General features: G+C 59.7%; 20 protein-coding genes and 1 pseudogene. 5 read left to right on the top strand and 16 right to left on the bottom strand.

The annotated features are described in order from the left end of the window. Nucleotides 1-118 precede the first annotated feature (118 nt). Nucleotides 119-436 carry a DUF3509 domain-containing protein gene (locus AB7M22_RS01095; protein ID WP_454184946.1) on the top strand — a complete coding sequence of 106 codons (318 nt, stop codon included), beginning with the start codon at nucleotides 119-121 and terminating at the stop codon, nucleotides 434-436. On the opposite strand, the gene AB7M22_RS01090 is transcribed toward AB7M22_RS01095, so the two are convergent. After that, nucleotides 433-933, bottom strand: a complete 501-nt coding sequence (locus tag AB7M22_RS01090) for a phosphate-starvation-inducible protein PsiE (RefSeq protein WP_008014507.1) — start codon at nucleotides 931-933, stop codon at nucleotides 433-435. The two genes, AB7M22_RS01095 and AB7M22_RS01090, sit on opposite strands and share 4 nt — an antisense overlap. A gap of 378 nt (nucleotides 934-1,311) precedes the next feature. On the opposite strand from AB7M22_RS01090, the pseudogene AB7M22_RS01085 reads away from it, so the two are divergent. Beyond that, nucleotides 1,312-1,566 (top strand): annotated as a pseudogene (locus AB7M22_RS01085) (YebG family protein); the annotation flags it as partial. A gap of 177 nt (nucleotides 1,567-1,743) precedes the next feature. Here the strand turns inward: AB7M22_RS01085 and AB7M22_RS01080 are convergent. The 4 genes from AB7M22_RS01080 to AB7M22_RS01065 all read right to left on the bottom strand — a co-directional run bounded on the left by AB7M22_RS01080 (nucleotide 1,744) and on the right by AB7M22_RS01065 (nucleotide 6,110). Then, complete coding sequence (locus AB7M22_RS01080) at nucleotides 1,744-2,853, bottom strand: dihydrolipoamide acetyltransferase family protein (RefSeq protein ID WP_454184945.1); 1,110 nt, start codon at nucleotides 2,851-2,853, stop codon at nucleotides 1,744-1,746. 28 nt (nucleotides 2,854-2,881) lie between these two features. Beyond that, nucleotides 2,882-3,871, bottom strand: a complete 990-nt coding sequence (locus tag AB7M22_RS01075) for an alpha-ketoacid dehydrogenase subunit beta (protein WP_454184944.1) — start codon at nucleotides 3,869-3,871, stop codon at nucleotides 2,882-2,884. Further along, complete coding sequence (gene pdhA, locus AB7M22_RS01070) at nucleotides 3,864-4,958, bottom strand: pyruvate dehydrogenase (acetyl-transferring) E1 component subunit alpha (RefSeq protein ID WP_454184943.1); 1,095 nt, start codon at nucleotides 4,956-4,958, stop codon at nucleotides 3,864-3,866. The genes AB7M22_RS01075 and pdhA overlap by 8 nt, the downstream gene beginning before the upstream one ends. Nucleotides 4,959-5,090: 132 nt before the next feature. Next, entirely contained in the window at nucleotides 5,091-6,110 is a 1,020-nt protein-coding gene (locus tag AB7M22_RS01065) for a Glu/Leu/Phe/Val dehydrogenase dimerization domain-containing protein (protein WP_454184942.1), read from the bottom strand. 183 nt (nucleotides 6,111-6,293) lie between these two features. Between AB7M22_RS01065 and AB7M22_RS01060 the strand changes: the two genes are divergently transcribed. Beyond that, entirely contained in the window at nucleotides 6,294-7,097 is an 804-nt protein-coding gene (locus AB7M22_RS01060) for a SirB1 family protein (protein WP_454184941.1), read from the top strand. Nucleotides 7,098-8,034: 937 nt separating this feature from the next. Here the strand turns inward: AB7M22_RS01060 and maiA are convergent. The 3 genes from maiA to hmgA are packed head-to-tail and all read right to left on the bottom strand — an operon-like array spanning nucleotide 8,035 to nucleotide 11,295. Continuing rightward, nucleotides 8,035-8,670 carry a maleylacetoacetate isomerase gene (gene maiA, locus AB7M22_RS01055; protein WP_454184940.1) on the bottom strand — a complete coding sequence of 212 codons (636 nt, stop codon included), beginning with the start codon at nucleotides 8,668-8,670 and terminating at the stop codon, nucleotides 8,035-8,037. Nucleotides 8,671-8,682: 12 nt separating this feature from the next. Beyond that, nucleotides 8,683-9,987: a fumarylacetoacetase gene (fahA, locus tag AB7M22_RS01050; protein ID WP_454184939.1), complete on the bottom strand. Its 1,305-nt coding sequence runs from the start codon at nucleotides 9,985-9,987 to the stop codon at nucleotides 8,683-8,685. Nucleotides 9,988-9,990: 3 nt separating this feature from the next. Beyond that, nucleotides 9,991-11,295: a homogentisate 1,2-dioxygenase gene (gene hmgA / locus AB7M22_RS01045; protein WP_007901674.1), complete on the bottom strand. Its 1,305-nt coding sequence runs from the start codon at nucleotides 11,293-11,295 to the stop codon at nucleotides 9,991-9,993. A gap of 165 nt (nucleotides 11,296-11,460) precedes the next feature. Between hmgA and AB7M22_RS01040 the strand changes: the two genes are divergently transcribed. Further along, nucleotides 11,461-12,252, top strand: coding sequence for an IclR family transcriptional regulator (locus AB7M22_RS01040; RefSeq protein WP_454184938.1), 792 nt, complete (start codon nucleotides 11,461-11,463; stop codon nucleotides 12,250-12,252). Between the two features lie 50 nt (nucleotides 12,253-12,302). Here AB7M22_RS01040 and AB7M22_RS01035 read toward each other — a convergent pair whose 3' ends face one another. From AB7M22_RS01035 to AB7M22_RS01000, 8 genes are all read right to left on the bottom strand, one after another. Continuing rightward, on the bottom strand, nucleotides 12,303-14,699 hold the full coding sequence (locus AB7M22_RS01035; protein WP_454184937.1) for a dermonecrotic toxin domain-containing protein: 2,397 nt from the start codon (nucleotides 14,697-14,699) through the stop codon (nucleotides 12,303-12,305). Nucleotides 14,700-14,896: 197 nt separating this feature from the next. After that, the gene (locus tag AB7M22_RS01030) at nucleotides 14,897-17,455 is read right to left on the bottom strand and encodes a LuxR C-terminal-related transcriptional regulator (RefSeq protein ID WP_454184936.1); all 2,559 of its coding nucleotides are present in this window, start codon (nucleotides 17,453-17,455) and stop codon (nucleotides 14,897-14,899) included. Between the two features lie 140 nt (nucleotides 17,456-17,595). After that, a complete protein-coding gene (locus AB7M22_RS01025; RefSeq protein ID WP_454184935.1) occupies nucleotides 17,596-18,963 on the bottom strand; it encodes a DUF1329 domain-containing protein in 1,368 nt (455 codons plus the stop codon). Nucleotides 18,964-18,986: 23 nt separating this feature from the next. Then, nucleotides 18,987-20,780, bottom strand: a complete 1,794-nt coding sequence (locus AB7M22_RS01020) for a DUF1302 domain-containing protein (protein ID WP_454184934.1) — start codon at nucleotides 20,778-20,780, stop codon at nucleotides 18,987-18,989. Between the two features lie 904 nt (nucleotides 20,781-21,684). Beyond that, nucleotides 21,685-22,596, bottom strand: coding sequence for an SDR family oxidoreductase (locus tag AB7M22_RS01015; RefSeq protein WP_454184933.1), 912 nt, complete (start codon nucleotides 22,594-22,596; stop codon nucleotides 21,685-21,687). A 110-nt stretch (nucleotides 22,597-22,706) separates the two neighbouring features. Further along, nucleotides 22,707-23,609, bottom strand: a complete 903-nt coding sequence (locus AB7M22_RS01010; protein ID WP_454184932.1) for an alpha/beta fold hydrolase — start codon at nucleotides 23,607-23,609, stop codon at nucleotides 22,707-22,709. Beyond that, on the bottom strand, nucleotides 23,610-24,392 hold the full coding sequence (locus AB7M22_RS01005) for a class II aldolase/adducin family protein (protein WP_454184931.1): 783 nt from the start codon (nucleotides 24,390-24,392) through the stop codon (nucleotides 23,610-23,612). A 190-nt stretch (nucleotides 24,393-24,582) separates the two neighbouring features. Beyond that, on the bottom strand, nucleotides 24,583-25,038 hold the full coding sequence (locus AB7M22_RS01000) for a flavodoxin (RefSeq protein ID WP_454184930.1): 456 nt from the start codon (nucleotides 25,036-25,038) through the stop codon (nucleotides 24,583-24,585). 103 nt (nucleotides 25,039-25,141) lie between these two features. Between AB7M22_RS01000 and AB7M22_RS00995 the strand changes: the two genes are divergently transcribed. Beyond that, nucleotides 25,142-25,618, top strand: coding sequence for a PAS domain-containing protein (locus AB7M22_RS00995; protein WP_454184929.1), 477 nt, complete (start codon nucleotides 25,142-25,144; stop codon nucleotides 25,616-25,618). The last annotated feature ends 8 nt before the right edge of the window (nucleotides 25,619-25,626 follow it).

The raw sequence follows: 25,626 nt of genomic DNA, 5'->3' as shown, positions 1-25,626 counted from the left end.
ATCCCCTACGCGGCACGGAAGAAAGCGCATGAACATGGAAGGCCGGTGGTCTGGTGTTGCGAACTAAACCCGATCACGGCCGTCAACAACTGCACGTTCAATCAGGCGGTGACGCATTATGGACAATCCTTTTCAGCTCATTACCGATGCCTTTGCACCGGATTATCAAGTCAACCTGAGCATTCAGGGGCTGGACGGCAGCATCATGCTGACCCTCTCCAAAAGTGGCCGCGTGGTGGCCAAACGGATGATCAGCGCCGAACAGCGCAATGACCCCAAGCGCCTCAAACGCCTGGTGCAAAGCATTCAGTTCGGCATCGCCATCGAACAGGGCCACAGCGCCGTGGCCATCCTCGAAGCCATGACCGACGGCGACAATCGCAACCCGCCGCCGCCACAGGTCAAATCCCGGCCCCGACCTGCAATGGGGCTTTAAATCTCGCCCTTCTCCACTTCGGGATGCTCACCGGAACCCGCACCGATCTTGCGTTGCGGGTGTTCGATCTTCACCGAGGGAAATTGCGACGAGGCGTAACGCACCACCAGAATCGAAAACGCCAGCAGCAGAATCCCGCCGCACAGGTAGATGATCCCCAGGTCCGGCGGATTGTGGTGCGAGACGTTGGAGATCAGCAGCCGGGTCAGCGCGGTGATCGCCACATAGATCAGGAAACGCACCGGCATGTGGTTGGTCTTGAAGTAAATCCCGACCATCGCCCCCAGTTCCAGGTAGATGAACAGCAGCAAGATGTCATCGATCTTGATGTGCCCCTGTTCGAGCATTCCGAGGAATTCCATCACCGCTGCCCAGGCGGTCACCGCACCGATGGCAAAGAGCGCCAGGTAGTGGAAGGTCTCGACGAACAGGTTGCCCAGGGACTCGGCCAGTTGGTGCACGTTCTGCCGCAGGTTCTCGGCCCAGTTGATTTTCACTTTGATTGTTCCTTAGCTCGGTTCGAGCGGATGATGCGGGTTGGACGTGACGGTTGTTCTGCATGCAGAAAAAAGGCCAGATACTGTTGGGTGAGATGATGGCTGCGTGACATGAGACACGTTAGTGGTATCAGGACGGACGCCTTCGCGGGCAAGCCTCGCTCCTACAGGGGTTGGTTGCGGGTGTGCGTCCGACACAAAATCTGTAGGAGCGAGGCTTGCCCGCGAATGGAGCAACACGGTTCACCTGACAAACCCTGAATTCGGTCTACATTAAAAAGCCACTACCCAAAGCGCAGGGATTCGCTTATCCTTTTCGCTGTATATAGATACAGTAGTCGAAACAGACAACTAATGTGAAGGCATGTGAGGTGGTGAATGGCCGTCGAAGTGGTATACCGCAGCAGCCGAGATCTGGAGCGCTTGTTCATGGATAAAGCCGAAGCTGACCGTCATGACAAAATGCTCGAACTGGCCGAATTGCTGGCCGAAGTGTTGCAAAAAGCCGTTCCGTCCCTGACCGAACAGCAAGTGGAAGAAGCCGGGATCTACATGGCGAAGAACCGTGATGTATTCGCCAAGGCATTCAAGAGCCAGCCGGACGCGCTGTCCGAACTGCTGAATGCACCCGCCGAAGCCATTGAATCTGTTAAAGCCACTGAACCTGTTGAAGTAGCTGCACCAGTTGAAGTAGCGGGCGCTGAGCCAACCAAGCCAGCCAAAGCCGCCAAGACACCAAAGTAAGCAATGCCCGAATTGAATAGGCCCTGAGTCAAATGGCTCAGGGCCTTTTTCATGCCTGCGGGAAACCTAGACCTCGGGTTGTTCCAGCGCCTGGACCAACGCTTTGAAGAACCGCGCCGCCTCGCCGCCGGTGACCACGCGGTGATCGAAGGTCAGGGACAGCGGCAAAATCGGATGCACCACCACCGCGCCCTCGACCGCCACCGGTTCATCGCGGATCGCCCCGGCGGCGAGGATTGCCACTTGCGGCGGCACCACCACCGGGTTGGCGTAGCGACCGAACAAGGTGCCGAAGTTCGACAGGGTCAGGGTCGCCCCCATCATTTCCTGGGGCGGGATCGAGCGCGCCTGCACATCGGCCCGCAGACGCATCACACCTTCCTTCAAATCCGCCGCCGTGCGTTGACCGACATCGCGCAACACCGGCACGAACAAGCCATCCGGCGTATCCACGGCAATGCCCAGATCGAGTCGTTCGTGTTGTTTGAGCGCCAGGGTTTTGCCATCGAAGGCGCTGTTGAGTACCGGCTCCACCGCGCAGGCCGCCGCCATCGCCTTGGCCAGACGAATCAGCGGCTCTCGCGCCTGCCCCCAGCGATGCAGATCGGCATCACCGAAAATCGTCACCGGCACCACTTCGACATGGGACCTGGCCATGTTCAGCGCCATGCTGCGTCGCACCCCGCGCAGCTTCTCGCCGCCGAAGCGTTCGCGCTCAGTCTGGGCCGCGTTTTCCACGTCGCTGCGAGTGATCAGGCCTTCCTGGCCGGAACCCGTCAAGCCGCTCAGTTCAACGCCGAGCTGCCGAGCCAGTTGACGCACCGCCGGCGTGGCACGGTTCGCGAGGTGTTCGCGGGTCGAAGGCGCAGCGCCGATAAAAAATGCATCCTCCTGATTCGTGCCGCCGCCCTCAAGCCGCCCGACCACAGTGCCCGCATCCGCTTCGCCTTCGTAACCGAGCAGAGGTTCGCCAACGTGAAGAATGTCGCCCTCGCCACCAAACGTTTTCGCCACCACTCCGTCGTAAGGCGCGGGAATGTCCACCAGCGCCTTGGCGGTTTCCACCGACACCAATAGCTGGTCGGCCTTGACGGTATCGCCGGCCTTGACGTGCCAGCGGACGATTTCCGCTTCCTGCAAGCCTTCGCCCAGATCCGGCAGTTTGAAATATTTCATCGCAACCTCCTCGGCCTCAGGCGTCTCTTCAGGGGTAGTGCCGCATGACGGTGTCGCAGGCATGAAGAATGTCTTCGACGCTGGGCATGTACAGCGATTCCAGTCGATACAGCGGCGGCGGAATGTCCGGCGCGGTGACTCGCTGGATCGGTGCCTGCAACTCCAGAAATACCCGTTCATAGAGACTGGCGGCGATTTCCGCGCCGACCCCGCAGGAGCGTGGTGCCTCATGCACGATCACGCAGCGACCGGTCTTGCGCACCGAGGCCTCCATCGTGTCGAGATCCAGCGGTTTGATGCTGGCGACATCGATCACTTCCGCAGAGATGCCCTGCTCGGCCAATTGCGTAGCGGCTTGCAGGGTTTCCATCACGCTGGCGCCCCAACTGATCAAGGTAATGTCGCTGCCTTCACGCAGGGTGAAACAACTGTCCAGCGGCAAGCGTTTGCCGTCATCCAGCAGCGGTTGCGGGTTCATTCGGTAGAGTCGGGTCGGCTCAAGAAATATCACTGGATCCGGGTCGTCGATGGCCGCGAGCAACAAACCATAAGCCCGGGCCGGCGAGGACGGGATCACCACCCGCAAACCCGGAATGTGCGCGAACAGGGCTTCGGTGCTTTCGCTGTGATGCTCCGGCGCGCGAATCCCTGCACCCATCGGCGAGCGCATCACCATTGGGCAGGTGATCCGCCCGCGCGTGCGATTGCGCATGCGGCTGGCATGGGACACCAGGTGCTCCATGGTGGCGTAGATGAAGCCCATGAATTGAATTTCCACCACCGGTTTCAGGCCTTGGGCCGCCATGCCCACCACCAGCCCGCCGAGCATGGTTTCGGCCAGCGGCGAGTCGATCACCCGCTTGAAACCAAAGCTGTCGCGCAGGCCCAGCGTGGCGCGGAACACGCCACCGTTCACCCCGACGTCTTCACCGAGGAGGATGACGTTCTCGTCTTCACGCATGGCCCGATGCAACGCCAGATTCACCGCTTCCAGCAGTGTCACCTTACCGTTACTCATGGCCCGAACCTCCCGTCCGGCGCGCCACCCGTTCAAGAAATTCTTCGCGCTGCTCGGCCAGGGCTTGCGGCCACTGGGCGTAGACATGATCGATCACCGATTCCGGTGTCTGCAGGCCCGCCGCTTCAAAGTTATCCACAGCCCCCTGCACCAAACCTTGGCATTCGCTGATCAGTGCCTGTTCGCGGCCCTCGTCCCACACGCCTTGCCCGGCCATGAAACGTTGCAGGCGTTTGATCGGTTCTTCAAGCCAGGCCTGCTTGACCTCGTCCGCCGACCGGTAGCGCGTGGCATCATCGGCGGTGGTGTGATCTCCGAGGCGGTAGCTCAGGCATTCGAGCAAGACCGGCCCTTTACCGTGGCGCGCCCGTTCGAGGGCTGCTTGCACGCGGTCGTAAACGGCGAGCATGTCATTGCCGTCAACTTGCTCACCGTGAAACCCGGCGCCAATGGCTTTCTGCGCCAGGGTAGGAGCGCCGCACTGAATTCGTCGCGGTACCGAGATCGCCCATTGGTTGTTGTTGATCACAAACACCACCGGCAGCTGCCAGGCGCCAGCAACGTTGAGAGCCTCGAGGAAATCCCCTTTGCTGGTTCCGCCGTCGCCGCAGGTGGTGACCGCGACCCGATGCTCGCCACGGATTTTGAAGGCGCTGGCAACGCCGCAGGCATGCAGGGCCTGGGTGGCGATCGGCACACAGATCGGGAAATCCTGAACGACCGCCGGGTCGGCAAAGTCGCTGCCACGCTCATCGCCGCCCCAATACAAAAGGATTTCTTCCATGCACACACCGCGCATCAACTGCACGGCGGTGTCGCGGTAATACGGGATCAGTACGTCTTCTGCGTGCATCAGGCTGCCGACCGCGACGCCAATGGCTTCCTGGCCCAAGGTCGGCGCGTAAGTGCCGATGCGCCCGGTGCGTTGCAAGGCGACAGCTTTCTGATCGAAAAGGCGGGTCAGGACCATCTGCCGATACAGGCGCGTCAGCAGATTGAAGTCGTCGGCCCAGTCGGGAAGATTGCCGAGTAATTGGCCATCAGGGGATAGAAATCGGGTGTAAGGCAGCTCAACCTTGTGAAGCATCACAGGGCTCCTGGCACGCGTGAGTCGGCGTGCATTTGTCAGGCCCGACGTTTGTGGCGCAGGGCTTGGGGAGCAAGTCGGCCGGATAGGCTCTCACTCCTTCATCGATTCAAACTGTTCACCCGTACAGCATCACCGGTACAGCACTTTCTCCGCCAACTCATCCGCCACCCGGGCCGGAGAACGCTTTTCCGCCTGGGCATGGGCGAAGACTTCGGTCAGCCGTGAACTGATTTTCGACAGGTGCGCGGTGATGGTCGTCAGCTCTTCCCCGCGATGCTTGAGCGACACGTAGATCAGCCCGCCGGCATTGATCACGTAATCGGGCGCATACAGAATGCCCCGGCGCTCCAGTTGATCGGCGATTTCCAGATGGATCAATTGGTTGTTTGCCGAACCGGCGACCGCCGCGCAGCGCAGTTGCGACACACTGTTGCTGTTAAGCACACCGCCCAGGCCGCAGGGCGCGAGTATGTCGCACGGTGTGCTGAGCAGCGCATCATTGGCGATTGGATGAGCGCCCAACTGCTCCATGGCCAGTTGCACCTTGCCATGATCGATGTCGCTGACCAGCAGCTCGGCGCCGGCCGCGTGTAACTGTTCGGCCAAGGCATAACCGACATTGCCCAGGCCTTGAATGGCTATGCGCAAGCCTTCGAGATTATCGCTGCCCAAACGGGCCATGGCAGTGCTGCGAATACCGGCAAACACGCCCATGGCGGCGTGCGGCACGGGGTCGCCCGCAGCAGTGGTGCTGGTGACGAATTGGGTCTGTTGGGCGATGCAATCCATGTCCGCCACCGAGGTGCCGGCGTCGATGGCGGTGATGTAGCGACCGTCGAGTTCGTTAATGCAGCGCCCGAAGGCTTCAAATAGCGCGGCGCGGTTTTCCACATGGGCCGGGCGAACAATCACCGCGACGCCCCCACCTTGAGCCAGGCCGGCCAGGGCCGCCTTGTAACTCATGCCTTGGGCAAGGCGCACAGCATCCTCGATCGCGGATTCATCGCTGGGGTAAGCAAGGTAACGACACCCGCCCAGGGCAGGTCCCAGGCGGCTGTTGTGGATGGCAATCACCGCCTTCAATCCGGTGACCGGATCGACGCTCAGGTGCAGCGATTCAAGGCGAGTGCTTTGCATGAGAGCGAACATCGTAGGGCTCCCGAATCACTTCTTGTAGTCGCCAGTATAGGCTTGCGCACAAAAATTGCAGAAGCGCACCGGAATAAGCGGCACCGCTTTGAACGCTTTCGGACATAACCTGTTACCACCTGTGTGCAGCACTGGACGAAAGCCTGTGACGGGGCTAAAACGAGGCATTCCCCGGAGATTTTGATGACCCCGCGCCAACGTTTTTTCGACTGCCTGCAACGATCACCGCCCGCGCTGTTCGAGGCGGCGTTGTGGATCGCCGCCGAGCACGATAAAGAGCTGGATCCCGAGACGGTGCTGGCGAACTTCAAGGACCTGCAACAGCGAGTCAGCTACGGGTTGCCGATGCTGCCGGTGAGTGAATTGGCCCAACCCTTGCTGCGGCGAATGAATGACCTGGGGTTCGCCAAGGACGACTCCACGCCCTTGCGTCCGCAAGTGGCGTTACTCAATAAAGTGCTGGAACGTCGGCGGGGCCAGCCGCTGGTGCTGGGTCTGATTGCCCTGGAACTGGCCAGAAGGCTGGAGATTCCCATGGTCGGGGTCAACTTTCCCGGACATTTCCTGCTGCGGGTGCAAGGCGCCGATCACCTGCTCGACCCGTGCGGCGGGCGACGGCTGTACCCCAATGATTGCCGCGAACTGCTGCAACGCCAGTACGGCCCGAACATGCAGCTCGGCGCCGAGCATTTATTGACTGCCGAACCGGTGCAGATGCTGCAGCGACTGTCGCGCAACCTGCGCCAGTTGTACCTCACGAACGATGACTACATCGACGCCCTGGTCGACGCCGAGCGCGTGCTTGAATTGGGCAACGCCAGCGCCTCCGACTATCTGGCCCGGGCCAGCCTCTACCAACGACTGGACTGCCCGAATGCCGAGCGCTTTGACCTGGAGCATGCATTGCTGCTCAGTGACGATCCGATCCAGAGGATTCGCCTGACCGAACGATTAGGCCATCTACCGCCCAATTCCATCGTCCATTAAGCACCGCTCCCTGTAGGAGCCAGGCTTGCCGGCGAACCAGGCGCCTCGGTCTATCAGGAATACCGCGTTATCGTTCTTCGCGGGCAAGCCTCGCTCCTACAGGGGGCCGATCCGGTCCAGCGGAGTCGCCTGACTGAACGATTAGGCCATCTACCGCCAAATTCGGTCGTGCATTAATCACCGCTCCCTGTAGGAGCCAGGCTTGCCGGCGAACCAGGCGCCTCGGTCTATCAGGAATACCGCGTTATCGTTCTTCGCGGGCAAGCCTCGCTCCTACAGGGGTCCGATCCGATCCAGCGGATTCGACTGACTGAACGATTAGGCCATCTACCGCCCAATTCGGTCGTGCATTAATCACCGCTCCCTGTAGGAGCCAGGCTTGCCGGCGAACCAGGCGCCTCGGTCTATCAGGAATACCGCGTTATCGTTCTTCGCGGGCAAGCCTCGCTCCTACAGGGGGCCGATCCGGTCCAGCGGATTCGACTGACTGAACGATTAGGCCATCTACCGCCCAATTCGGTCGTGCATTAATCACCGCTCCCTGTAGGAGCCAGGCTTGCCGGCGAACCAGGCGCCTCGGTCTATCAGGAATACCGCGTTATCGTTCTTCGCGGGCAAGCCTCGCTCCTACAGGGGGCCGATCCGGTCCAGCGGATTCGACTGACTGAACGATTAGGCCATCTACCGCCCAATTCGGTCGTGCATTAATCACCGCTCCCTGTAGGAGCCAGGCTTGCCGGCGAACCAGGCGCCTCGGTCTATCAGGAATACCGCGTTATCGTTCTTCGCGGGTAAGCCTCGCTCCTACAGGGGTCCGATCCGGTCCAGCGGATTCGACTGACTGAACGATTAGGCCATCTACCGCCTAACTCAGTGGTTCACTGATCTCATGTGGGAGCGAGCAAGTCCGCTCCCACATTGGGTCTATGTGAAGCCATTAAGGGGTATCGGGCTGGTTTGCCGGATGGGCCAGGAAGAAGGCTGGATGTGTCGCCGCCAGCGCCGCCACCCGCCGAATTCGCGGGTAGGCCTCAAGGGAAATATTGAAGCGCTCGGCCGCATACAACTGCGGGATCAAATAGACGTCCGCCAGCCCCGGTTGATCGCCAAAGCAATAACCGGTGTCACCGATCAATTGCTCCACCGTCGCCAACCCTTGGCTGATCCAGTGACCGATCCACTCAACCACCTGCGGCTCATCGTGCCCCAACTGCCGCAGTTTGTTGAGCACGCTGACGTTGTGCAGCGGGTGAACATCGCAACCGATCACCGCCGCCACGCCACGCTCATGGGCACGGGCAGCGAGGTCTTTGGACAGCAGCGGCACCTGTGGATAACGTTCCTCCAGGTACTCGATGATCGCCGGTGACTGGATCAGCAACTCGCCTTCGTCGGTGCGCAAGGCTGGCACCCGGCCTTGCGGGTTGATGCCCAGATACGTGGGCTGGCGATGTTCCCCCCCCTGCGGCGCGATCAGGTTGACCGGCAGCGCCTGGTAATCCAGCCCCTTGAGCGCCAACGCAATACGCACCCGGTAAGACGAGGTCGAACGGTAGTAAGTATAGAGTTCCATGACCCGATCCTCTTAGCGCGCTGGCAGCACTTTGCCACGGCATTCGCCGAAACCGATGGAAGCAAAACCCTCGCGGCTGCAACGCGCGCGCAGAATGATTTCGTCGCCGTCCTCAAGGAACTTACGCACCTCGCCCGAGGCTAGTTCGATCGGCTTTTTACCGCCCTCGGTGATTTCCAGCAGACTGCCGAACTGACCGTTTTCAGGACCGGACAGCGTGCCCGAACCGAACAGGTCACCGGCCTGCAACTGGCAGCCATTGACGCTGTGGTGCGCAACCAGTTGTGCAACGGTCCAGTACATGTGTTGGGTATTGCTGAGGGTCAGGCGATGGGCCGGCAGTTTTTGCTCGCGCAGGCCTTCGGTCATCAGCAGCACTTCGAGTTCGATGTCGAAGGCACCAGCGGCCTGATCACGCTTATCGAACAGATACGGCAACGGCTGCGGGTCGCCTTCAGGGCGCGCAGGCTGTGCACGACGGAACGGCTCCAGCGCTTCCACCGTCACCACCCACGGAGAAATGCTGGTGATGAAACTCTTGGACAGGAACGGACCCAGCGGCTGGTATTCCCAGGCCTGGATATCGCGCGCCGACCAGTCGTTGAGCAGGCAGAAACCGGCGATGTGGTCGGCGGCATCACCGATGGCGATCGAGTCGCCCATCTCGTTGCCCTGACCGATCCAGATACCCAGTTCCAGCTCATAATCCAGACGTGCGCACGGACCAAACGTCGGCTCGGTCTGGCCGGCTGGCAGCGTCTGGCCTTTCGGACGGCGAACATCGGTGCCCGACGGGCGAATGGTCGAAGCGCGACCGTGATAACCGATCGGCACGTACTTGTAGTTCGGCAGCAGCGGGTTATCCGGGCGGAACAGTTTGCCGACATTCTGCGCGTGCTCGATGCCGACGTAGAAGTCGGTGTAGTCGTTGATCTTCGCCGGCAGGTGCATGTCGCAATCCGCCCTCAGTGGCAGCAGTTTGGCGCCTTGGGCCTCGATCTTGCCGTGCAGGGTGCTGCCTTCTGCAAACAGTTCCAGCAGGCGCTCACGCAGGGCAACGCGAGCGTCACGGCCCAGCTCGAAGAATGCATTCAACTGGCCGCCACGGGTGGCTTCCACCGCAGTGCGCGCAGCCCCCTCGAACAGACCTGCATCGAGTGCCGCTTCCAGATCAAAGACATGGTCGCCGATTGCCACGCCACTGCGCGGCGCGGAACCCTTCACGCTGAACACGCCCAACGGCAGGTTCTGCAGCGGAAAATCCGCATGGCCGTTGGCGGAGGCAACCCAGCTACGAGTGATGGAAGTCTGAGTCATGGGTTATCTCCGGGTCGGGTCGAAAGTGGCGGGCAACGTGGCCCAGCAGGCGTCGTAATTGTTTTGCAGTTGCGGGCAATCGAGGGCGAATCGGCTCGGGCGCAACACCTGGCTGGTCTCGAACATGAAAGCCATGGTGTTGTCGATTTTAGCCGGCGCCAGTTCCGCGTTGATCGCCTTGGTGCAGGTTTCGCCGTCGGGGCCGTGGGCGCTCATGCAGCTGTGCAACGACGCGCCGCCAGGCACGAAACCTTCGGCCTTGGCATCGTATTCGCCCTGGATCAGGCCCATGAATTCGTTCATCAGGTTGCGGTGGAACCACGGCGGCCGGAACGTTTTCTCGGCGACCATCCAGCGTGGCGGGAAGATGACGAAGTCGAGGTTGGCCAAACCATGAACGCTGGTCGGCGAGGTCAGGACGGTGAAAATCGACGGATCCGGATGATCGAAACTGACCGTGCCGATGGTATTGAAACGGCGCAGGTCATATTTGTACGGCACGTTATTGCCGTGCCAGGCGACCACGTTCAGCGGCGAATGATCAAGCTCACAACCCCACAACTGGCCGAGGAATTTCTGTACCAGGGTGGTCGGTTGCTTGAGGTTTTCGTAATGGGCCACCGGCGTCAGGAAGTCTCGCGGGTTAGCCAGGCCGTTGCTGCCGATTGGCCCCAGATCCGGCAGGCGCAGAGGGGCGCCATGGTTTTCGGCGATGTAGCCGCGGGCTTGCGGGTCGAGCAGCTCGACGCGGAATTTCAGCCCGCGAGGCAGGACGGCGATTTCCAGCGGTTCCAGCTCCAGCACGCCCAGTTCAGTGGCGATGCGCAGACGGCCCAGTTCCGGTACCAGCAGCATTTCGCCGTCGGCGTTGAAGAACACGCGCTCCATGGAACGGTTGGCGCGGTAGTTATAAATGCTGATCCCGGCCGGTTTTTCCGCGCCCGAGTTGGCCGCCATGCTCACCAGCCCGTCGATGAAATCGGTGGGTTCGGCCGGAATGTCCAAGGGGTTCCAGCGCAGGCGATTGGGGGTCACTTCACCCAACGGACCACCAGCCAGTTGCCGATCCAGTTTGACGAATGCAGGGTGATTGGCCGACGGCTGAATGCGGTACATCCAGGTCCGCCGTGCTTCACTGCGAGCCATGGTAAAGGCCGTTCCTGAGAACAGTTCGGTGTACAAACCGTAAGGAGCTTTTTGCGGGGAGTTCTGGCCGACGGGCAGTGCGCCCGGCAACGCTTCACTGCTGAATTCGTTGCCGAAGCCTGACTGGTAAGCCAGCGCTGGCGCCGTTGAATCGAGGTTCATGGAGCCTCCTGAACGGGGAGTAGGCCGTGGCCTGTCGCTCTGTTGAAGAGGTCTTGGCACGCCTGGGTTATTTTTATCGTAATTCGATTACGCATAACGTAATTTGATTGGTATTGACCGTCAAGCTATAAAGACGCCCATTCGTCCCGGGATCACACCGCCTCCATGACCAGCGAAAGCAATGGTAAACAGAAAGTCCGCTCGGCCGAGGTCGGTACCGACATCCTCAAGGCGCTTGCCGAGCTGTCGCCCTCCACCTCGCTGTCGCGTCTGGCCGAACACGTGCAGATGCCGGCCAGCAAGGTTCACCGCTATCTACAGGCACTGATCGCCAGCGGTTTTGCCGAGCAGAACACCGCCACCAACCACTATGGCCTTGGCCGTGAAGCACTTCGGGTCGGCCTGGCTGCCCTGAACAGTATGGACGTGCTGAAAGTCGCCGCCCTGCCCCTGTCCGAACTGCGCGACGATCTGAATGAGACCTGCTTTATAGCGGTGTGGGGCAATCAGGGCGCAACGGTGGTGCACATCGAACCGGCGGTGCGCGCGGTGACGGTGGTCACGCAATTGGGCTCGGTTCTGCCATTGCTCAGCTCGTCGACAGGGCTGGTGTTCAGCGCCTATTTGCCGCACCGCGAAACCGACGAGTTGCGCGATCTCGAAGTCCGCGCCGCCGATGTTCATCCGTTGGCCGATGCGAACGCCTACGCCACCTTGTGCGAACAGATCCGTGAGCGCGGCCTGCACCATGTGCATGGTTTGCTGATGCCGGGGGTCGATGCGTTGTCGGCACCGGTGTTCAACGCGGTCGGGCAGGTGGCAGCAGTGATGACCATCGTCGGCCCGACCTCGTTGTTCCACGCCGATGAAAACGGCCCGGCGGCGCAGCGCTTGCTGGCTGCGACCCGGGCTGTGAGCTGGCGGATGGGTTATGAGGCCGACGAAGCCGCTCGCTGAACACGAATCGACATCGGCGGCCATCCGTTGCTGGTCAACAGACCGGATCGTTACACAACGGTGGTTTTGCTGCTGATGGTTTCCGGATCATCGAGAATCTCCTGAATCACCTCCCGCGCCCGCTCATGCAGGCGGGGCTGCCCGGTGGCAGCCGCATACAACGCTTCTACCTCTAACGCATCGCCCAGCAACCCGATGAGATTTTTCTGCAACTCACTGGCGCCCGACTTGCCAAGACCGGCCTTGCCCAGAGACGCCAGTTCAAACAGCGCCTCCTTGAAGTGACTCAGGGCTTTTGCCCGATTGCCCTCCGTGAAGGCCTCAGCGCCCTGCACCAGGTTCTGGGTCAGCAAGGCCGCACTCAGTGCGATACCTACTGGCGCATAAACAATACTGATGACACTGGCCGCCGTGACGACTGCGTTGTACACCAGGCCCCAGATGATTTCGTTAAGGCTTTCGGTCTTCTCGTCGACATCGGAAATGACTTTGTACACCACGTCGTTGTAGCAGTCGTTCACGTCGGTGAGGCGACTATTGCGCTCCAGGGTGGGAGCCTCGGTAAAGTTGCTCAATTGTTCAAGATCAGTGAGGTAAGCGCCGACCTGCGGTTGATACTTGGCAAAAACCCGATCATGGAAATAATCACCGAGCGTGCCTTTTTTCACTGCCGACACAAACTCCTTGAATGGTCGTAGCTCACGTCCGTCCGGTGCATCCGGGGTAAACAGATACTCCTCGACTTGCCCAGCCACCACCAGTCTGAACACGAATACCCCGACCACCAAACGCCCCCTGAGATGGAGGTTGAACAATGCACTGTAACGCACATCGTCAGGCGCCTCGCCCACAGGACTTGTCGGCAGCGGCTGAAGCGGATTGAACTGTTCGACAACTTCGATCAACGCCGCAAAGTGCTCTTTGGGCAACCGTCCAGTGAATGCCCCCTGCATGATTGCCACTTTCATCTGACGTTGCAGTACCGCCATGTAGATCTGTCGCTTGAATGCCCCCTCAGGATGGGATCGGTTGAGGTGAACCGAGCGCAACATATCGATGTACTTCTCGCCAGGACGTAGCGTATTCGACCAACTGGCAATATCGCGGATATCGAGCTTGTTGATCGGCGGATGATCAGCAGCCAGTGTGAATCTGGGGTAAAGGGGTTGGCCTTCACCACTGGCATAAAAGTGCACTTCGCCGACAATCAACTGGGTCAGTGTCATCTTTTGTTCCTGACTGATTTCCACATTGATTCGGTCAGGATTGATGAGTACACGCTCACCTCTTTGCAGAAGAACTTCTTCTACGCGTTGCTTGATCAGTTGATGGCAAAAACGCTCAAAGCTGACAAATCCGCCCTGGCGTACCTCGACGGTTTGTAGCGACTTGAGTTCGCAGTTGATCCGCGCAAAACGTTGACGCTGCTCGTTGGACGCGGTGCGGTATCCATAGGGCGTCTGACTCTCTTCCTGCGCCACCCGCCACGCCCGGTCGTTGTACACAATTGCGTTCAACACCTCTTCTCCCTTGAACAGGGAAGGTGCAAGCGTGACACCGACCCAGAGAGAAGGCAGCTGCGGGATTTTTTTCAGATAGCCGGTGGTCGTCTCACGATCCAATGCATGGGACTGCCAAGTCAGGTAGTCAAGACCGCTTTGCGTTGCCGTCCACCGACTGATATCAAGGCTCAGACGCCTGAAGGTGGGCAGCTCGTACCAATCCTGGCCATCGGGCGAGCCCGGGGCGTACAGAAGCCAGTCCTCCAGGCTGTCATCGCCGCTTCCAATGGCGACCAGATCCTTGAGCGCACGGGTGTCTTCACGCAACTGCAAGGGCGTGATCGTCAGGCTCGCGTCCCCGGCAATCGCACGTCGAACCCGCTGCAGACTGGTGTCGTTGAGGTGTCCCTGAAGTTTCGCGGCAAACGCACTCAGCAACAGCTGATCCCGGGTGACGTTGTTCATTGCTGCGAGCACACCGCTGCGTTGGTACACACTCCGGAATTCGGCGCCGTAAGCCGCTCGCACATCGTGATTCAAGGATTCTTCCAGCCATTGCTGGTTCAGCCCCGACGGAAGTCCTTCGCCGCGGAAAGTGATATTTGCACGCTGACCTTCTTCATGCAGGCCGTGCAAGAACAAGTCCGTCAGGGTGCGCTTGTCCTCCTGAATGAATGTCCGGCCAGCCTGTTGGAAAACATAGCGACTGGACGTCGTGATGCTGTCAGGATCCAGCGTGCTGCCGAACTCCAGTTCCAACGCCTGATTGGCCAGATAACGGGCATAAACCCGCACGCTGGCGAAGATCCCCAATTGTTTATCCAGTTCAATCTGACTGGCAATAGACTGCTGTTCCAGTTCGCCATAATAAAGCTGATCAGCAACACTGGCACGTGTCAGCCAGAGTGGACGGCTGTCGTCACTAATAGAAAAATCAGTATTCATGATATTAATTTTATGTCCCCTTACACGAATCGCTACAACAGGCTGAATGCCCAGTTAGTTGCACGAATCTAATGCAGAGAAAACAAACATCAAAACGCTGAAGCAATACCAAATATTCTCAACTTCAACCGTGTTTAACCATCCGCCACTCGCTTTAAACAAACGACAAGTTCCCATCACATATAAAGCCGTCCAGTTCAGCCCCACACCCCAAGTAATTTGGCCTTGGCCACTGCTTGCGTACGGCGTTCAACACCCAACTTCCCGTGTATTCTTCGGGCATGGGTTTTAACAGTATGCAATGAAATGAACAGTGTATCGGCGATCTGTTGATTGGAATTGCCGAGGGCAATCAACTTTAGTACCTGCAGTTCACGGTGGCTGAGCGGATTTGTCTCGCAAGCGGTGGCAAAAAGCCCATCGACTGGCAACTGCGAAGTCAACGCTTCGAACAATGGCGCCTGACGCAAACGCAATTCGCACACCGCTTGTTGCCCCTGATAGCGTGCAACCATGTGTAAGCCTTTCTGCAACACGTCAATCGCTTCCGTTGTATTGCCGCCAAGCCATAGCACTTCGGCCATGGTCAGTTGCAGTTCGGTTTGCAGCGCGTACATCCCGTTCTGCTGCGCCAGTTCCAGCCGTTGCTGAAGTTGCACCGGGGCATTGGCCTTTCCCCGCCCCAGACGGGCTTCGGCGAGTATCAGCAAGTACTCGATCCGTGGAATCAGCTCCAGGGTTGCCGGCGGTGCCTGCCGGGCATTCGGCCCGCGATAGTGGCGCAACACCCGGGTCAGTGCTTCGTGTGCCAGTTCCGGGCGGCCTTGTTGCAACCAGAGCTGGCTGCTGACTTGCAGCAGAACGCCGCGGTAGACGGTGTCTGGAATATGCCGTTGTTGCATCAGCCGCTCGGCGTCGCGCAACCGGACGAACGCCTGGGCGTAATCGCCCTTGTTCGCTGCCAGTTGGGCCTGCCCCAGAAATCCATACAACACGCGCTTGTCGTGGTTGCGCAAGCAATCGTCCAGGCCTGCTTGAAAGAACTCGGCAGCGCGCTGATCTGCCCCCAGGCACAAGGCCAACCGCCCGCGACGCAACGCAATTCGTCCCAACAAGGGTGCAGGCCGGTCCGAACGCTGGCGGAGCAGTTCATCGATGTCGCACAGCAGACTTTCGGCCCGCACCGCCGCGCCCCGTTGCTCCAGCAATTGCGCATGGTCGAGCTCCATCAGGCCCTCGAACACCAGCGAACCTTGCGCCCGCGCCAGGCACAGCGCCTCGCGGTTATGGGCTTGCGCCACGTCGAGTTCGCCCCTTAGCAATGCCTGTTGCGTCAAACCGGACAAACACATCAGGCGCGCCGTCCAACAGTCGGGATCAAGCGCGGCCAACGCATCAAGAAAGTGCGCATGCGAAGTTTCCATTCGCCCCTGTAAATGCAGTAACCAACCCTGCAGGGCTTGCCAACGTGCAATCAATCGACGCTGAAGCACCGCCGAGGGTTGAGGCGTGAAATACGCCAAATGAGCGATACAGGCAGTCGCCTGTTCGAAACGTCCGGCGAATAACAGCGCCGCGGTAATCAACCCGACCAATTGCGGGCTGCCCAGCGTCAGTTCCTCGCCTTGCTGCTCATGCAAACGCAACAACAGCACCACCGTTTGCTCCTCGAACAAATGCTCGAAACTGAAGTGCTGCAACAGGCTGACCGCCACTTCATATTCCTCGGCGAGCAAGGCCTGTTCGAAGGCCGATTTCCAGTCCTGTTCGGTACAGAACCATTGGCAGGCACGCCGATGCCAGGAGCGTCCCGCCGGCCATTGCTCATCGCGCAACAACTGGGTGAACGGGGTGAATATCTGCAGCCAATCGGTGGAGTCCCCCCAAGGTTCGATAAAACAGCCCAGCGCTTGCAAGGTCCGCAAGTACTGCGCGCCCTCCCCGGCTCCGAACAGGTGATCGCACAGCCGGGCATTGAAGCGGGGCAAGTGGGCCAGCACGCGCCAGGCCTCGCTCAACTCAGGTGTCAGCGAGCTGAACAACTCATGCTCCAGATAATCTAGCAAGGTGTCCGCCCGTCCCAGGGGTTTGTCCTGACGCGACCAGTCGCACTTCTGCAGCAATGCAATCCGTACACCGGCACACCAGCCGCCGGTGCGCTGGATGATCCGACTGGCCACCTTGCTGGCCTGCTCCGGTACCCAGGGCTGCAATATCTGCTCGACTTCACCTTGCATGAAAGCCAGCGAAGTGCTTTCGCACTCGTACAACTCGTCGTCGAGCAGCAACCTTGGCCAGTTGCATTGCGGCCGACGGCGGGCGCCCAGCCACCAGGTCAGCATCGGACTGCCGATCGCCAGCATGCGATCCAGCAGCGAGTCCAGCTCCGGGTTCGGCAGACGGCAGTAGTCATCGAGAAACAACCAGGTCGGCGTCTGCAATCGTGCCAGACAACCCAGCAACCCGGTTTCATCCGATGAGGCCACCCCCAGCATCTCTGCCAGACGATGACGAAAATCCGCTGCGCTCGACGCCACGCCAGACAATGGCAACCAATGCACTCGACACTGGCTTGGCGCCTGCAACAGACATTCGGCGAGCAGCGCGCTCTTGCCGCTGCCGGCGGGTGCGCAGAGTAATTTCACCCGTGCTGTCGAGGCCAGTAACGGCTCACTCAGGCGAGCCCGCGACAGGTGATGAGAGGACAGGCGGGGCAGGAATCCAGAACGGTCCAGACACGGAGTCATGGCGGTCATTGCGGCGTGCCTTTTTATAATTGTCCGGCCACCCTAGCCCTCTCCAACCCGCTTGTTGAGAAGTATTCAGGACGCTGATTGGCGCCCATAAAAAAGGCGACCCGCAGGTCGCCTCTGGTGATGCCAATGTATCAAAACCCTTACCGAACGCCCTCGGCGCGCAGGGCCGACGGAGTGTAGTCGGCAGACTTGGCGTCGAAGCCGAATTCGAAGCTGTGCTTCTCTTCGTTCTTCATTCCCAAGGCAATGTATCGGCCAGCAATGATGTCGTAGAGCGCCTCCAGGGTGTAGGCCGGCGTCTGGTGATCGTAGTAATACTGAGCGTGACCTTCGGCCACCCGCCAGAGTTGACCGCGACCGTCATAGTGATCCACCAGCGCCACTTGCCAGCTGTCTTCGTCGAGGTACATGTGGCGTTTGGCATAGATGTGCCGCTCGCCCGGCTTGACCGTGCCGACCACTTCCCAGACCCGGTGCAACTCGTAACGGGTCAGGTCCTGGTTGATGTGCCCGGCTTTCACCACGTCATCGTACTTGAGGCTCGGCGAGTCGAGTTTGTAGCTGTTGTAGGGGATGTACATTTCCTTTTTGCCGATCAGTTTCCAGTCGTAGCGATCCGGCGCACCGGAGAACATGTCGAAGTTGTCCGACGTGCGCAGGCCATCGGCGGCGGTCCCCGGCCCGTCGTAGGCCACTTGCGGTGCGCGTCGCACTCGACGTTGACCGGCATTGTAGATCCACGCCAGACGCGGCTCTTTCACCTGGTCGAGGGTTTCATGCACCAGCAGCACGTTACCCGCCAACCGCGCCGGCGCGGTCACCGACTGCTTGAAGAAGGTCAGCACGTTGGCGGCTTTTTCCGGGTCCAGGTCCTTCATCAATTGCGGTACGGCGATCTCTTCCTCGAAGCGGATCGGCGTGTAGCTGCCGTTGGTCTGTGGGGTCACCTGGGTAATGATGCGGCGCAGGTTGCCGCCGTGATAACGGGTGATGTGGTTCCACAGCACCTCGACGCCGTTCTTCGGAATCGGGAACGCGTAATAGCGGTTACCGGTGAAATTGGCCAGACCGTTACCGTCGTTGATGCTGTTCACATTCAGCGCGCTACGCTTGGCCGACTCGTAGATCTCCGGCGGCAGGCCGACGGTGCGATGGGTCGGGTAGACCGGAATTTTGTAGGTTTCCGGGTAGCGTTTGAACATCGCCACCTGACCATCCGAAAGCTTGTCCTTGTACTTATCAACAGTCGCGGCGGTGATGGTAAACAACGGCTTTTCGCTGGCGAACGGGTCAGCCAGGAAACCTTTGCTGTCGACAGCGCCAGCGTTTTTCGGGATGCCACCGGTCCAGGCCGGGATCGAGCCGTCGGCGTTGCCGGCCTTCTCGGCGCCCAGTGGCGTGAGCGTGGTGCCGAGCTTGTTGGCTTCTTCCGGCGAGACCGCCGCCATCACGTTGGCGGCCAACAGGCTCAAGGCCAGGGCGCCGCATTGCAGAATAATCTTGCGCATTAACATCATCCTTCTCAGCCAAATCAGAAGTTCACACCGAAGCTCAGCGCCAGGAAGTCACGGTCTTCCAGGACGTTGTAGTCACCGCCGAAGAAGTCGGTGTAACTGAGGCTCGCGGTATAGGTGTTGCGGTAATCGGCATCGACACCGACGCTGACCGCTTTGGCGCCTTCGTTGAACAGCCCGTTGGGACCGTAGCCGGCGACGTCATGGGACCAGGACAGGTTGGGTTTGAGGTTGATCCCGCCAATCACGTTGGCGTAATCGAGGATCGCCCGAGCGCGGTAGCCCCAAGAGGTAGAGGTGACGAAGCCGTCGGTATCGCCACCGAAACCGTACTGGCCGTAGACCGAATCACGGCCGTAACGCAGCTTGCTCCGCGACTCCAGACCACCGACTCGTACCACCGCAGCTTCACCGACCAGGGTTAGCCGTTGGGCGCCCAATACCTGGTCGAAGAAGTGCGTCAGGGTGCTTTGGACCTGGGTCACTTCCTTGCGGCGATAACCCTTGTTGTCGGCACCTGGCCGGGTCGCGACAGGCGATGCGGCACCGCCGGCGATCGGGTTAAGCAGCGCCAGGGTCAAGTCGTTGGTGTTGACCTGCACTGGAGCGTTGGGCCGGTAGCTGATTTCGCCGGTCCAGGCAGTGCCGGTGGGCAAAGTGGTGGAGAAGCTTGCGCCGTACAGACGAATGTCTTCCGGGTATTCGAGGTAATACTGGCCGCGCCCGAGCATCACGCTTTGGGCCAGGCCCGAGCCGCTGCCCGGGGCCAGACGGTTGGCGGCACTGATCATGCCCGGCAGCCTGGCCAGCGTCGACAGCCCGGCTGTGGAGGTGCCGACGGTGGGTGTGCGACTGTGGTAGTTCATGAAGTAGAGGCCGTATTCGGTGTCGTCACCGAGCCAGCGCAAGGCTGTGCCCCACTGCCCGGAATCCCGGGCATCGCGGTCGCCACCGCGGGGCACGATCACACCTTCGCGGCTGACTTGGATAGGTTGGCCAAAGGCTGCCGCGAGCGGCGCCAACGGGGCAATCGCCGGGTTGCCGACGGTGTAACCGGTGTTGCAACCGTCCGCCGCCACGTCGACACCGAAGAAGGTGCCGCAGTTGTCGAGAACGGTCTGATCCCACTCCAGTTGGTAGAAGCCTTCCACGGTGAGCTGATCGGTCAGGCCCTGGGAGGCGAACAGCATGTTCACCGGAATCAGGCCTTCCTTGATCTCCGCGCCAGGACGACGGAATGCGGAAACGTCGACCGGGTTGATGCTGTTGATCGAGTTGCCGATGAAGGTACTTTCCCCCCAACTGACCACCTGTTTGCCGGCGCGCACGGTGCCTGGCAGATCGGCAATGGAATAGTTGTGATAGACGAACGCATCGAGGATCTGCGCGCCCGAAGACTTGGCGCCCTCTTTGCGACCGTTGTCACTGATCTGCTTGAACTCGCGATCTTCATCCTTCAGCTCGAAGTCGTACCAGTACTTGCCACGGACGAATACACCCGTGTCGCCGTACTTCAATTCGAGGTCGTGGATACCTTTGAAGATCTTGGAGAAGGTCTCGCCTTTCTTGAAGTTCAGGCGTCCGTCATCACCGGTCGAAGACTGGCCGGTACCGCCGTTGACGGTGCCCACCAGTGACTTGTCGGCATCGCGCATGCCCCAGCTCGCGCCGACCGACAACGAGGAATCGAACTGTCCCTCGATTTCGCCGATGTTGAATGAAACAGCCTGCGCCTGGGCACAGCAGCCCAAGGCCACCGCAGCGGCCAGCGCTTGCGGTTTGAAGATGGCGCGCATTGTTGTTTTTGTCATGCGTCTTCCCCGGTGAGTGACAGAAGGCCCCACCCTACTGCCGCACGCAGGGAGCGATAAGCGCACCAAGGAGGTATTCGCGTTGTACCTCCAAAGGATGAATGCCCGCATGGGGCGAGGGTTTGCGCGGGGTATGGATGAGCTGGATGGAGGGTTATCAGCGCAGCGCATGGGACAGGGTGAAGCCGGGGGGTGTAGCCGCTGCCCAAGGCTGCGTTCGCTTGTAGCAGCTGCCGAGCTCGCGAGGCTGCGTTCGGCTGCGCAGCAGTCGTAACCCCTGAATCCACAGTGTGCCTCACAGGACGCAGCATCTGATTTTGCGACTGCTGCGCAGCCGAACGCAGCCTTCGGCAGCTGCTACAGAGGGGCAGCCAAAGACTGTTGCCCAGCCTGCAACAGTGCATGTCTGGAATCGCTATTTTTTCTTTGCGCTCAAGCCCTTATTCTTGCCGGGCTTTCACGGCAAATGGCCTGAAAGCATGAAGCGACGGGGATGATAGACCCACCCCGTTGGCGACAGATTCCAGATGATTTGAAACGTACTTTTCGACTCATCGCCCCTTGTTCACTGACGTTGATTTGTTGCTCCTTGATCCAACGTCTTACTTTGGCCGCTGCGTTTGCAGCGGCCTTTTTTATGGGCGAAAGCTTTTCAGGCAGGGAATCATCGAGGGGTGATGGCAGTACTCAGGGCAAACCCCAAGGCCAGTCAGTTAAAGTTTTAAGAGAGGAACATCGTACCTGTGGCGAGGGAGCTTGCTCCCGTTCGGCTGCGCAGCAGCCGTCGCTTTTGGGACGGCTTCGCCGTCCAACGGGAGCAAGCCTCCTCGCCACAATGGCTCTGCAACTTCCGGATCTCTGTTAACTGACTGGCATCAAGGCAGGCACGGCAGATGTCGCGCAATCAGATGGCATACTTCTGCAAGTTCTCCATCATTTCCTTCAGCGCTTCAATATTGTCCTTCGGATGCGCCGCACCTTCGAAATCACAAATCTGCTGCCAATGCGCCGCGACATCTTCCGGCGAAAACCCCACCCGCGGATCAAACCCGGCCCCAAGACTGCGCTCCCAGCGCACCTTGCCCATCCAGCCGCCACCCACTTCGAACAGCCCCGAAGTTTCCTGGCAATGCTCGCTGGCCAGGTACACCACCAGCGGGCTGACCAGTTCCGGTTTGAGTTGCTCGAACACTTGTGGCGGGATCAGGCCTTCGGTCATGCGGGTGCCGCCGGTCGGGGCGATGGCGTTGACCAGGATGTTGTTCTTGCGGCCTTCGATGGCCAGTGTACGGGTCAGGCCATAGAGGCCGAGTTTGGCCATGCCGTAGTTGGACTGACCGAAGTTGCCGTAGATGCCCGAAGTCGAGGCGGTAAAGATCACGCGGCCATAGTTTTGCTCACGCATGTGCGGCCAGGCGGCGCGGGTGACCTTGTAGGCGCCTTCGACGTGGACGCGGTAAACCAGGTCCCAGTCGCTGTCGTCCATTTTGTGAAAGGTCTTGTCTCGCAGGATGCCGGCGTTGTTCACCACGACATCGACACGGCCAAAAGTGTCGAGAGCATTCTGGACGATTTTGTCACCGTCGGTGACGGAGTCGTGGTTGGCCTCGGCGGTGCCGCCCGCTTCGCGAATTTGTGCGACCACACGATCGGCAGCCGACGCATTGGCGCCTTCGCCTTGAGCCGAACCGCCGAGATCATTGACCAGCACTTTGGCGCCCTGCTTTGCGAACAGCAGCGCGTGCGCCCGCCCCAAGCCACCGCCCGCACCGGTGACGATCACCACTTTATCTTCGAAGCGCACAGACTCATTCATGGGGAACTCCAGCAGGCCAGGGGACAATGAGTGCGAGTGTCAGCCACGGGGCTGCCGGTCACAATGAATACGGGGGCGGCTGAATGGTGCGCAATAAGGCAGCGGGATAGTCAGGAACACGCTACTTTGCGCGGCGGTGAAACCAGCCGGTCGCGAAATTCCAGATAGTGCTTGAGCACCTGCGCCGGCGCTTCGATCTGCGGGTAATGGCCAATCTCAGGCAGCAGGACGGTGTCCGGGGCGGGAATCAGTTGCCGATAGCGCGCCACCATGTGCGCGCCGGAAACCGGATCGACCTCGCCATCGATGACCCGCAACGGCACCTCGCCACGCTGCATGGCGCTGACCCAACGTTCACGCTGGACACGGCGCTGCGGGATATAACTGATCAATTTGTGCATGATCCGTTGCCCGTGATTGCTGTCGACCAGGCTCCAGAAATCATCCAGTTCACTTTCGGTGGGCCGGGTCTGTGGGCCGAAAATCTGCTGGAAACTCTTCACCAGCGCGTCACGGCTAAAGGCTCGCCCGATCATCCAGCCGAAGGGGCTGAGCAGGAGTTTTTGCATCAACACCGGACGATGGGTTTCGGGAAACAGCCCGCCATTGAGGAAGACGCAACTGGCGATATCAGCGCGCGTTTCATAGTGCCGGGCCAGCAGTTCCTGGGCCACGCTGTCACCATAATCGTGTGCCAACACATGCATCGGTTGCTCGACGTTCAGATGCTCCAGTAGAGCCTGTTGCAAATCGGCCTGTTCCAGCAGGCTGTAGTCGTGGCTCACCGGTTTGGCCGAATCGCCGAAGCCGAGCATGTCGCAGGCAATTACCCGATAGCGCTGCGCCAGCGGTTGCCACAGGTAATGCCAGTCCCAACTGGCGGTCGGGAAGCCATGGATCAACAACAGCGGCTCGCCCTGCCCAGCAGTCCAATAGCGGATGGTCTGACCGTGAAATACGAACGTCTGGCCGCGCTTGCGCCAGACACACAGGGGAATCTCGGCGAGGGCCATTTAGAGTTTATAACCCGGGTCTTGTTTATCGAGTTTGCGCAGCAGCGCCGGCCAGGCCAACGCGCCGCCCATCCCTTGAGTACTTTTGGTGACACCGGCGATCATCGCCTTGGCGCCCGCCAGAATCTGCGGTTCGATGGCGATCAGCTCCGCGCCACCGTTCTGCGCCAGCACCTGAATCTCGCAGGCGCGCTGGAAGGTAAACATCATCAGGAACGTGTCGGCGATGGTGCCACCACAGGTCAACAGACCGTGGTTGTGCAGCATCAGGAAACTGTTTTCTCCGAGGTCGGCTTGCAGTCGCGCCTTTTCTTCATGGTTCAGCGCAACACCTTCATAGGCGTGACAGGCCAGGCTGGAAAGGACGAACAAGGACTGCTGACTGATCGGCAAGATGCCCTGCTTCTGCGCCGATACCGCCACCCCCGCCGCTGTGTGGGTGTGCAGCACACACACGACATCATGACGGACTTCATGCACGGCGCTGTGGATGGTGTAACCCGCCGGGTTGATCTCGTAAGGACTGTCCATCAGCTTGTTGCCGGCCTGATCGACTTTGACCAGGCTCGACGCGGTGATTTCATGGAACATCAGCCCGAACGGGTTGATCAGAAAGTCTTCAGTGCCCGGCACCTTGGCCGAAATGTGCGTGAAGATCAGGTCGTCCCAGCCATGCAGGGCGACCAGACGATAACAGGCAGCCAGGTCGACCCGGGCCTGCCATTCGGCGGCACTGACCTTGTCTTTGATGCTGTGTGGCGATTGGACGGGGGCTACGCTCACGGCAAGAATTCCCTTTTTTATTTTTCTGGTTTTTATTGTTTTTACTGCGTTACAGCAGTCTAGTCAGCCCTCGGACTTCGGGTAGTTGCATTGGCAGCCAGCTTGATGGCCGAACGAGTCAGTGCGCGGGTGAATCTGGATCCATGTCAAAGCACCCGCACACTTGTGGGAGCCTGCTCGCTCCCACAAGTCAGCCCCGCAAAACGCTGACCAGTTCCGCCAGCCAAGGCTCGGCGTCGGTTTCCGGCGTCACGGTTTCGCTGGCGTCCAGGCGCAGCATTGGCAGCACTTCGCGCACGCCCAGTTCGCCGAACAGTTCACGCATTTGCTCACCGCCACCGCAGAACGTATCGCCATAACTCGAGTCACCCAACCCGATCACCGCCCCCGGCAAACCACGCCAGGCGGCGGGCAATTGATCGCGAATCGCCGAATACAACGGCTGCAGATTGTCCGGCAACTCGCCCATGCCGGTGGTCGAGGTCACGGCCAGAAACGCTTCGGGGCCAAACGCCTGAACATCGGCGAGTGCCGCGCGCGAGTTGTGCCAGGTTTCAAAACCGGCGGCGTTCAAAATGCTTGCAGCGTGGCGGGCGACTTCTTCAGCCGTGCCGTACACCGAGCCGGAAAGGATGGCGACTTTCATCAATCTGATCCTGAATCTAAATATAAGTACGAGATATTAACAGCACCGACCTCATTGATCTTTTAGAATGCGGCGTATCAATCAATACGCAAAGGACTCTGCGATGATCAATGCCTCACTGCTGCAAATGGTGATTGACGCCTCCAATGACGGCATCGTGATTGCCGAAAAGGAAGGCGAACAGGACAACATCCTGATTTACGTAAACCCGGCATTCGAGCGCCTGACGGGTTATACCAGCGAAGAAATCCTTTATCAGGATTGCCGCTTCTTGCAGGCAGGAGACCGCGATCAGGCCGCCCTCGCCTTGATTCGGCAGGCGTTGGGCAGTGGTGGCTCCTGCCGGGAAATCCTCAGGAATTATCGCAAGGACGGCACCCCGTTCTGGAACGAACTGTCGCTTTCCACGGTAAAAAACCCGCACGACGGACAGACCTATTTTGTAGGGGTGCAGAAAGACGTCACGGTTCAGGTCAAGGCGCAGCAGCGAGTCGCGCAACTGGAGGCGCAGTTGGCTGAGGTACAGGCGGAACTTGCCGCACTCAAAACGACGAACGGTCCAAACCAATCTGCGAATTAGTGGTCATT

Source organism: Pseudomonas sp. ADAK2 TE3594, from assembly GCF_053628675.1.
The sequence above is the reverse complement of the archived record's forward strand: the minus strand, read 5'-3'. Positions and strand labels throughout refer to the sequence as shown.

Excerpts from the sequence above, each read along its gene's own strand:
- AB7M22_RS01025 (WP_454184935.1), bottom strand. The coding sequence starts at position 18,963 with ATGCGCAAGATTATTCTGCAATGCGGCGCCCTGGCCTTGAGCCTGTTG.
- AB7M22_RS01030 (WP_454184936.1), bottom strand. The coding sequence starts at position 17,455 with ATGACCGCCATGACTCCGTGTCTGGACCGTTCTGGATTCCTGCCCCGC.
- maiA (WP_454184940.1), bottom strand. The coding sequence starts at position 8,670 with ATGGAACTCTATACTTACTACCGTTCGACCTCGTCTTACCGGGTGCGT.
- AB7M22_RS01015 (WP_454184933.1), bottom strand. The coding sequence starts at position 22,596 with ATGAATGAGTCTGTGCGCTTCGAAGATAAAGTGGTGATCGTCACCGGT.
- fahA (WP_454184939.1), bottom strand. The coding sequence starts at position 9,987 with ATGACTCAGACTTCCATCACTCGTAGCTGGGTTGCCTCCGCCAACGGC.
- AB7M22_RS01065 (WP_454184942.1), bottom strand. The coding sequence starts at position 6,110 with ATGTTCGCTCTCATGCAAAGCACTCGCCTTGAATCGCTGCACCTGAGC.
- AB7M22_RS01035 (WP_454184937.1), bottom strand. The coding sequence starts at position 14,699 with ATGAATACTGATTTTTCTATTAGTGACGACAGCCGTCCACTCTGGCTG.
- AB7M22_RS01095 (WP_454184946.1), top strand. The coding sequence starts at position 119 with ATGGACAATCCTTTTCAGCTCATTACCGATGCCTTTGCACCGGATTAT.
- AB7M22_RS00995 (WP_454184929.1), top strand. The coding sequence starts at position 25,142 with ATGATCAATGCCTCACTGCTGCAAATGGTGATTGACGCCTCCAATGAC.
- AB7M22_RS01040 (WP_454184938.1), top strand. The coding sequence starts at position 11,461 with ATGACCAGCGAAAGCAATGGTAAACAGAAAGTCCGCTCGGCCGAGGTC.
- AB7M22_RS01060 (WP_454184941.1), top strand. The coding sequence starts at position 6,294 with ATGACCCCGCGCCAACGTTTTTTCGACTGCCTGCAACGATCACCGCCC.
- hmgA (WP_007901674.1), bottom strand. The coding sequence starts at position 11,295 with ATGAACCTCGATTCAACGGCGCCAGCGCTGGCTTACCAGTCAGGCTTC.
- AB7M22_RS01000 (WP_454184930.1), bottom strand. The coding sequence starts at position 25,038 with ATGAAAGTCGCCATCCTTTCCGGCTCGGTGTACGGCACGGCTGAAGAA.
- AB7M22_RS01075 (WP_454184944.1), bottom strand. The coding sequence starts at position 3,871 with ATGAGTAACGGTAAGGTGACACTGCTGGAAGCGGTGAATCTGGCGTTG.
- AB7M22_RS01010 (WP_454184932.1), bottom strand. The coding sequence starts at position 23,609 with ATGGCCCTCGCCGAGATTCCCCTGTGTGTCTGGCGCAAGCGCGGCCAG.
- AB7M22_RS01020 (WP_454184934.1), bottom strand. The coding sequence starts at position 20,780 with ATGACAAAAACAACAATGCGCGCCATCTTCAAACCGCAAGCGCTGGCC.
- AB7M22_RS01080 (WP_454184945.1), bottom strand. The coding sequence starts at position 2,853 with ATGAAATATTTCAAACTGCCGGATCTGGGCGAAGGCTTGCAGGAAGCG.
- pdhA (WP_454184943.1), bottom strand. The coding sequence starts at position 4,958 with ATGCTTCACAAGGTTGAGCTGCCTTACACCCGATTTCTATCCCCTGAT.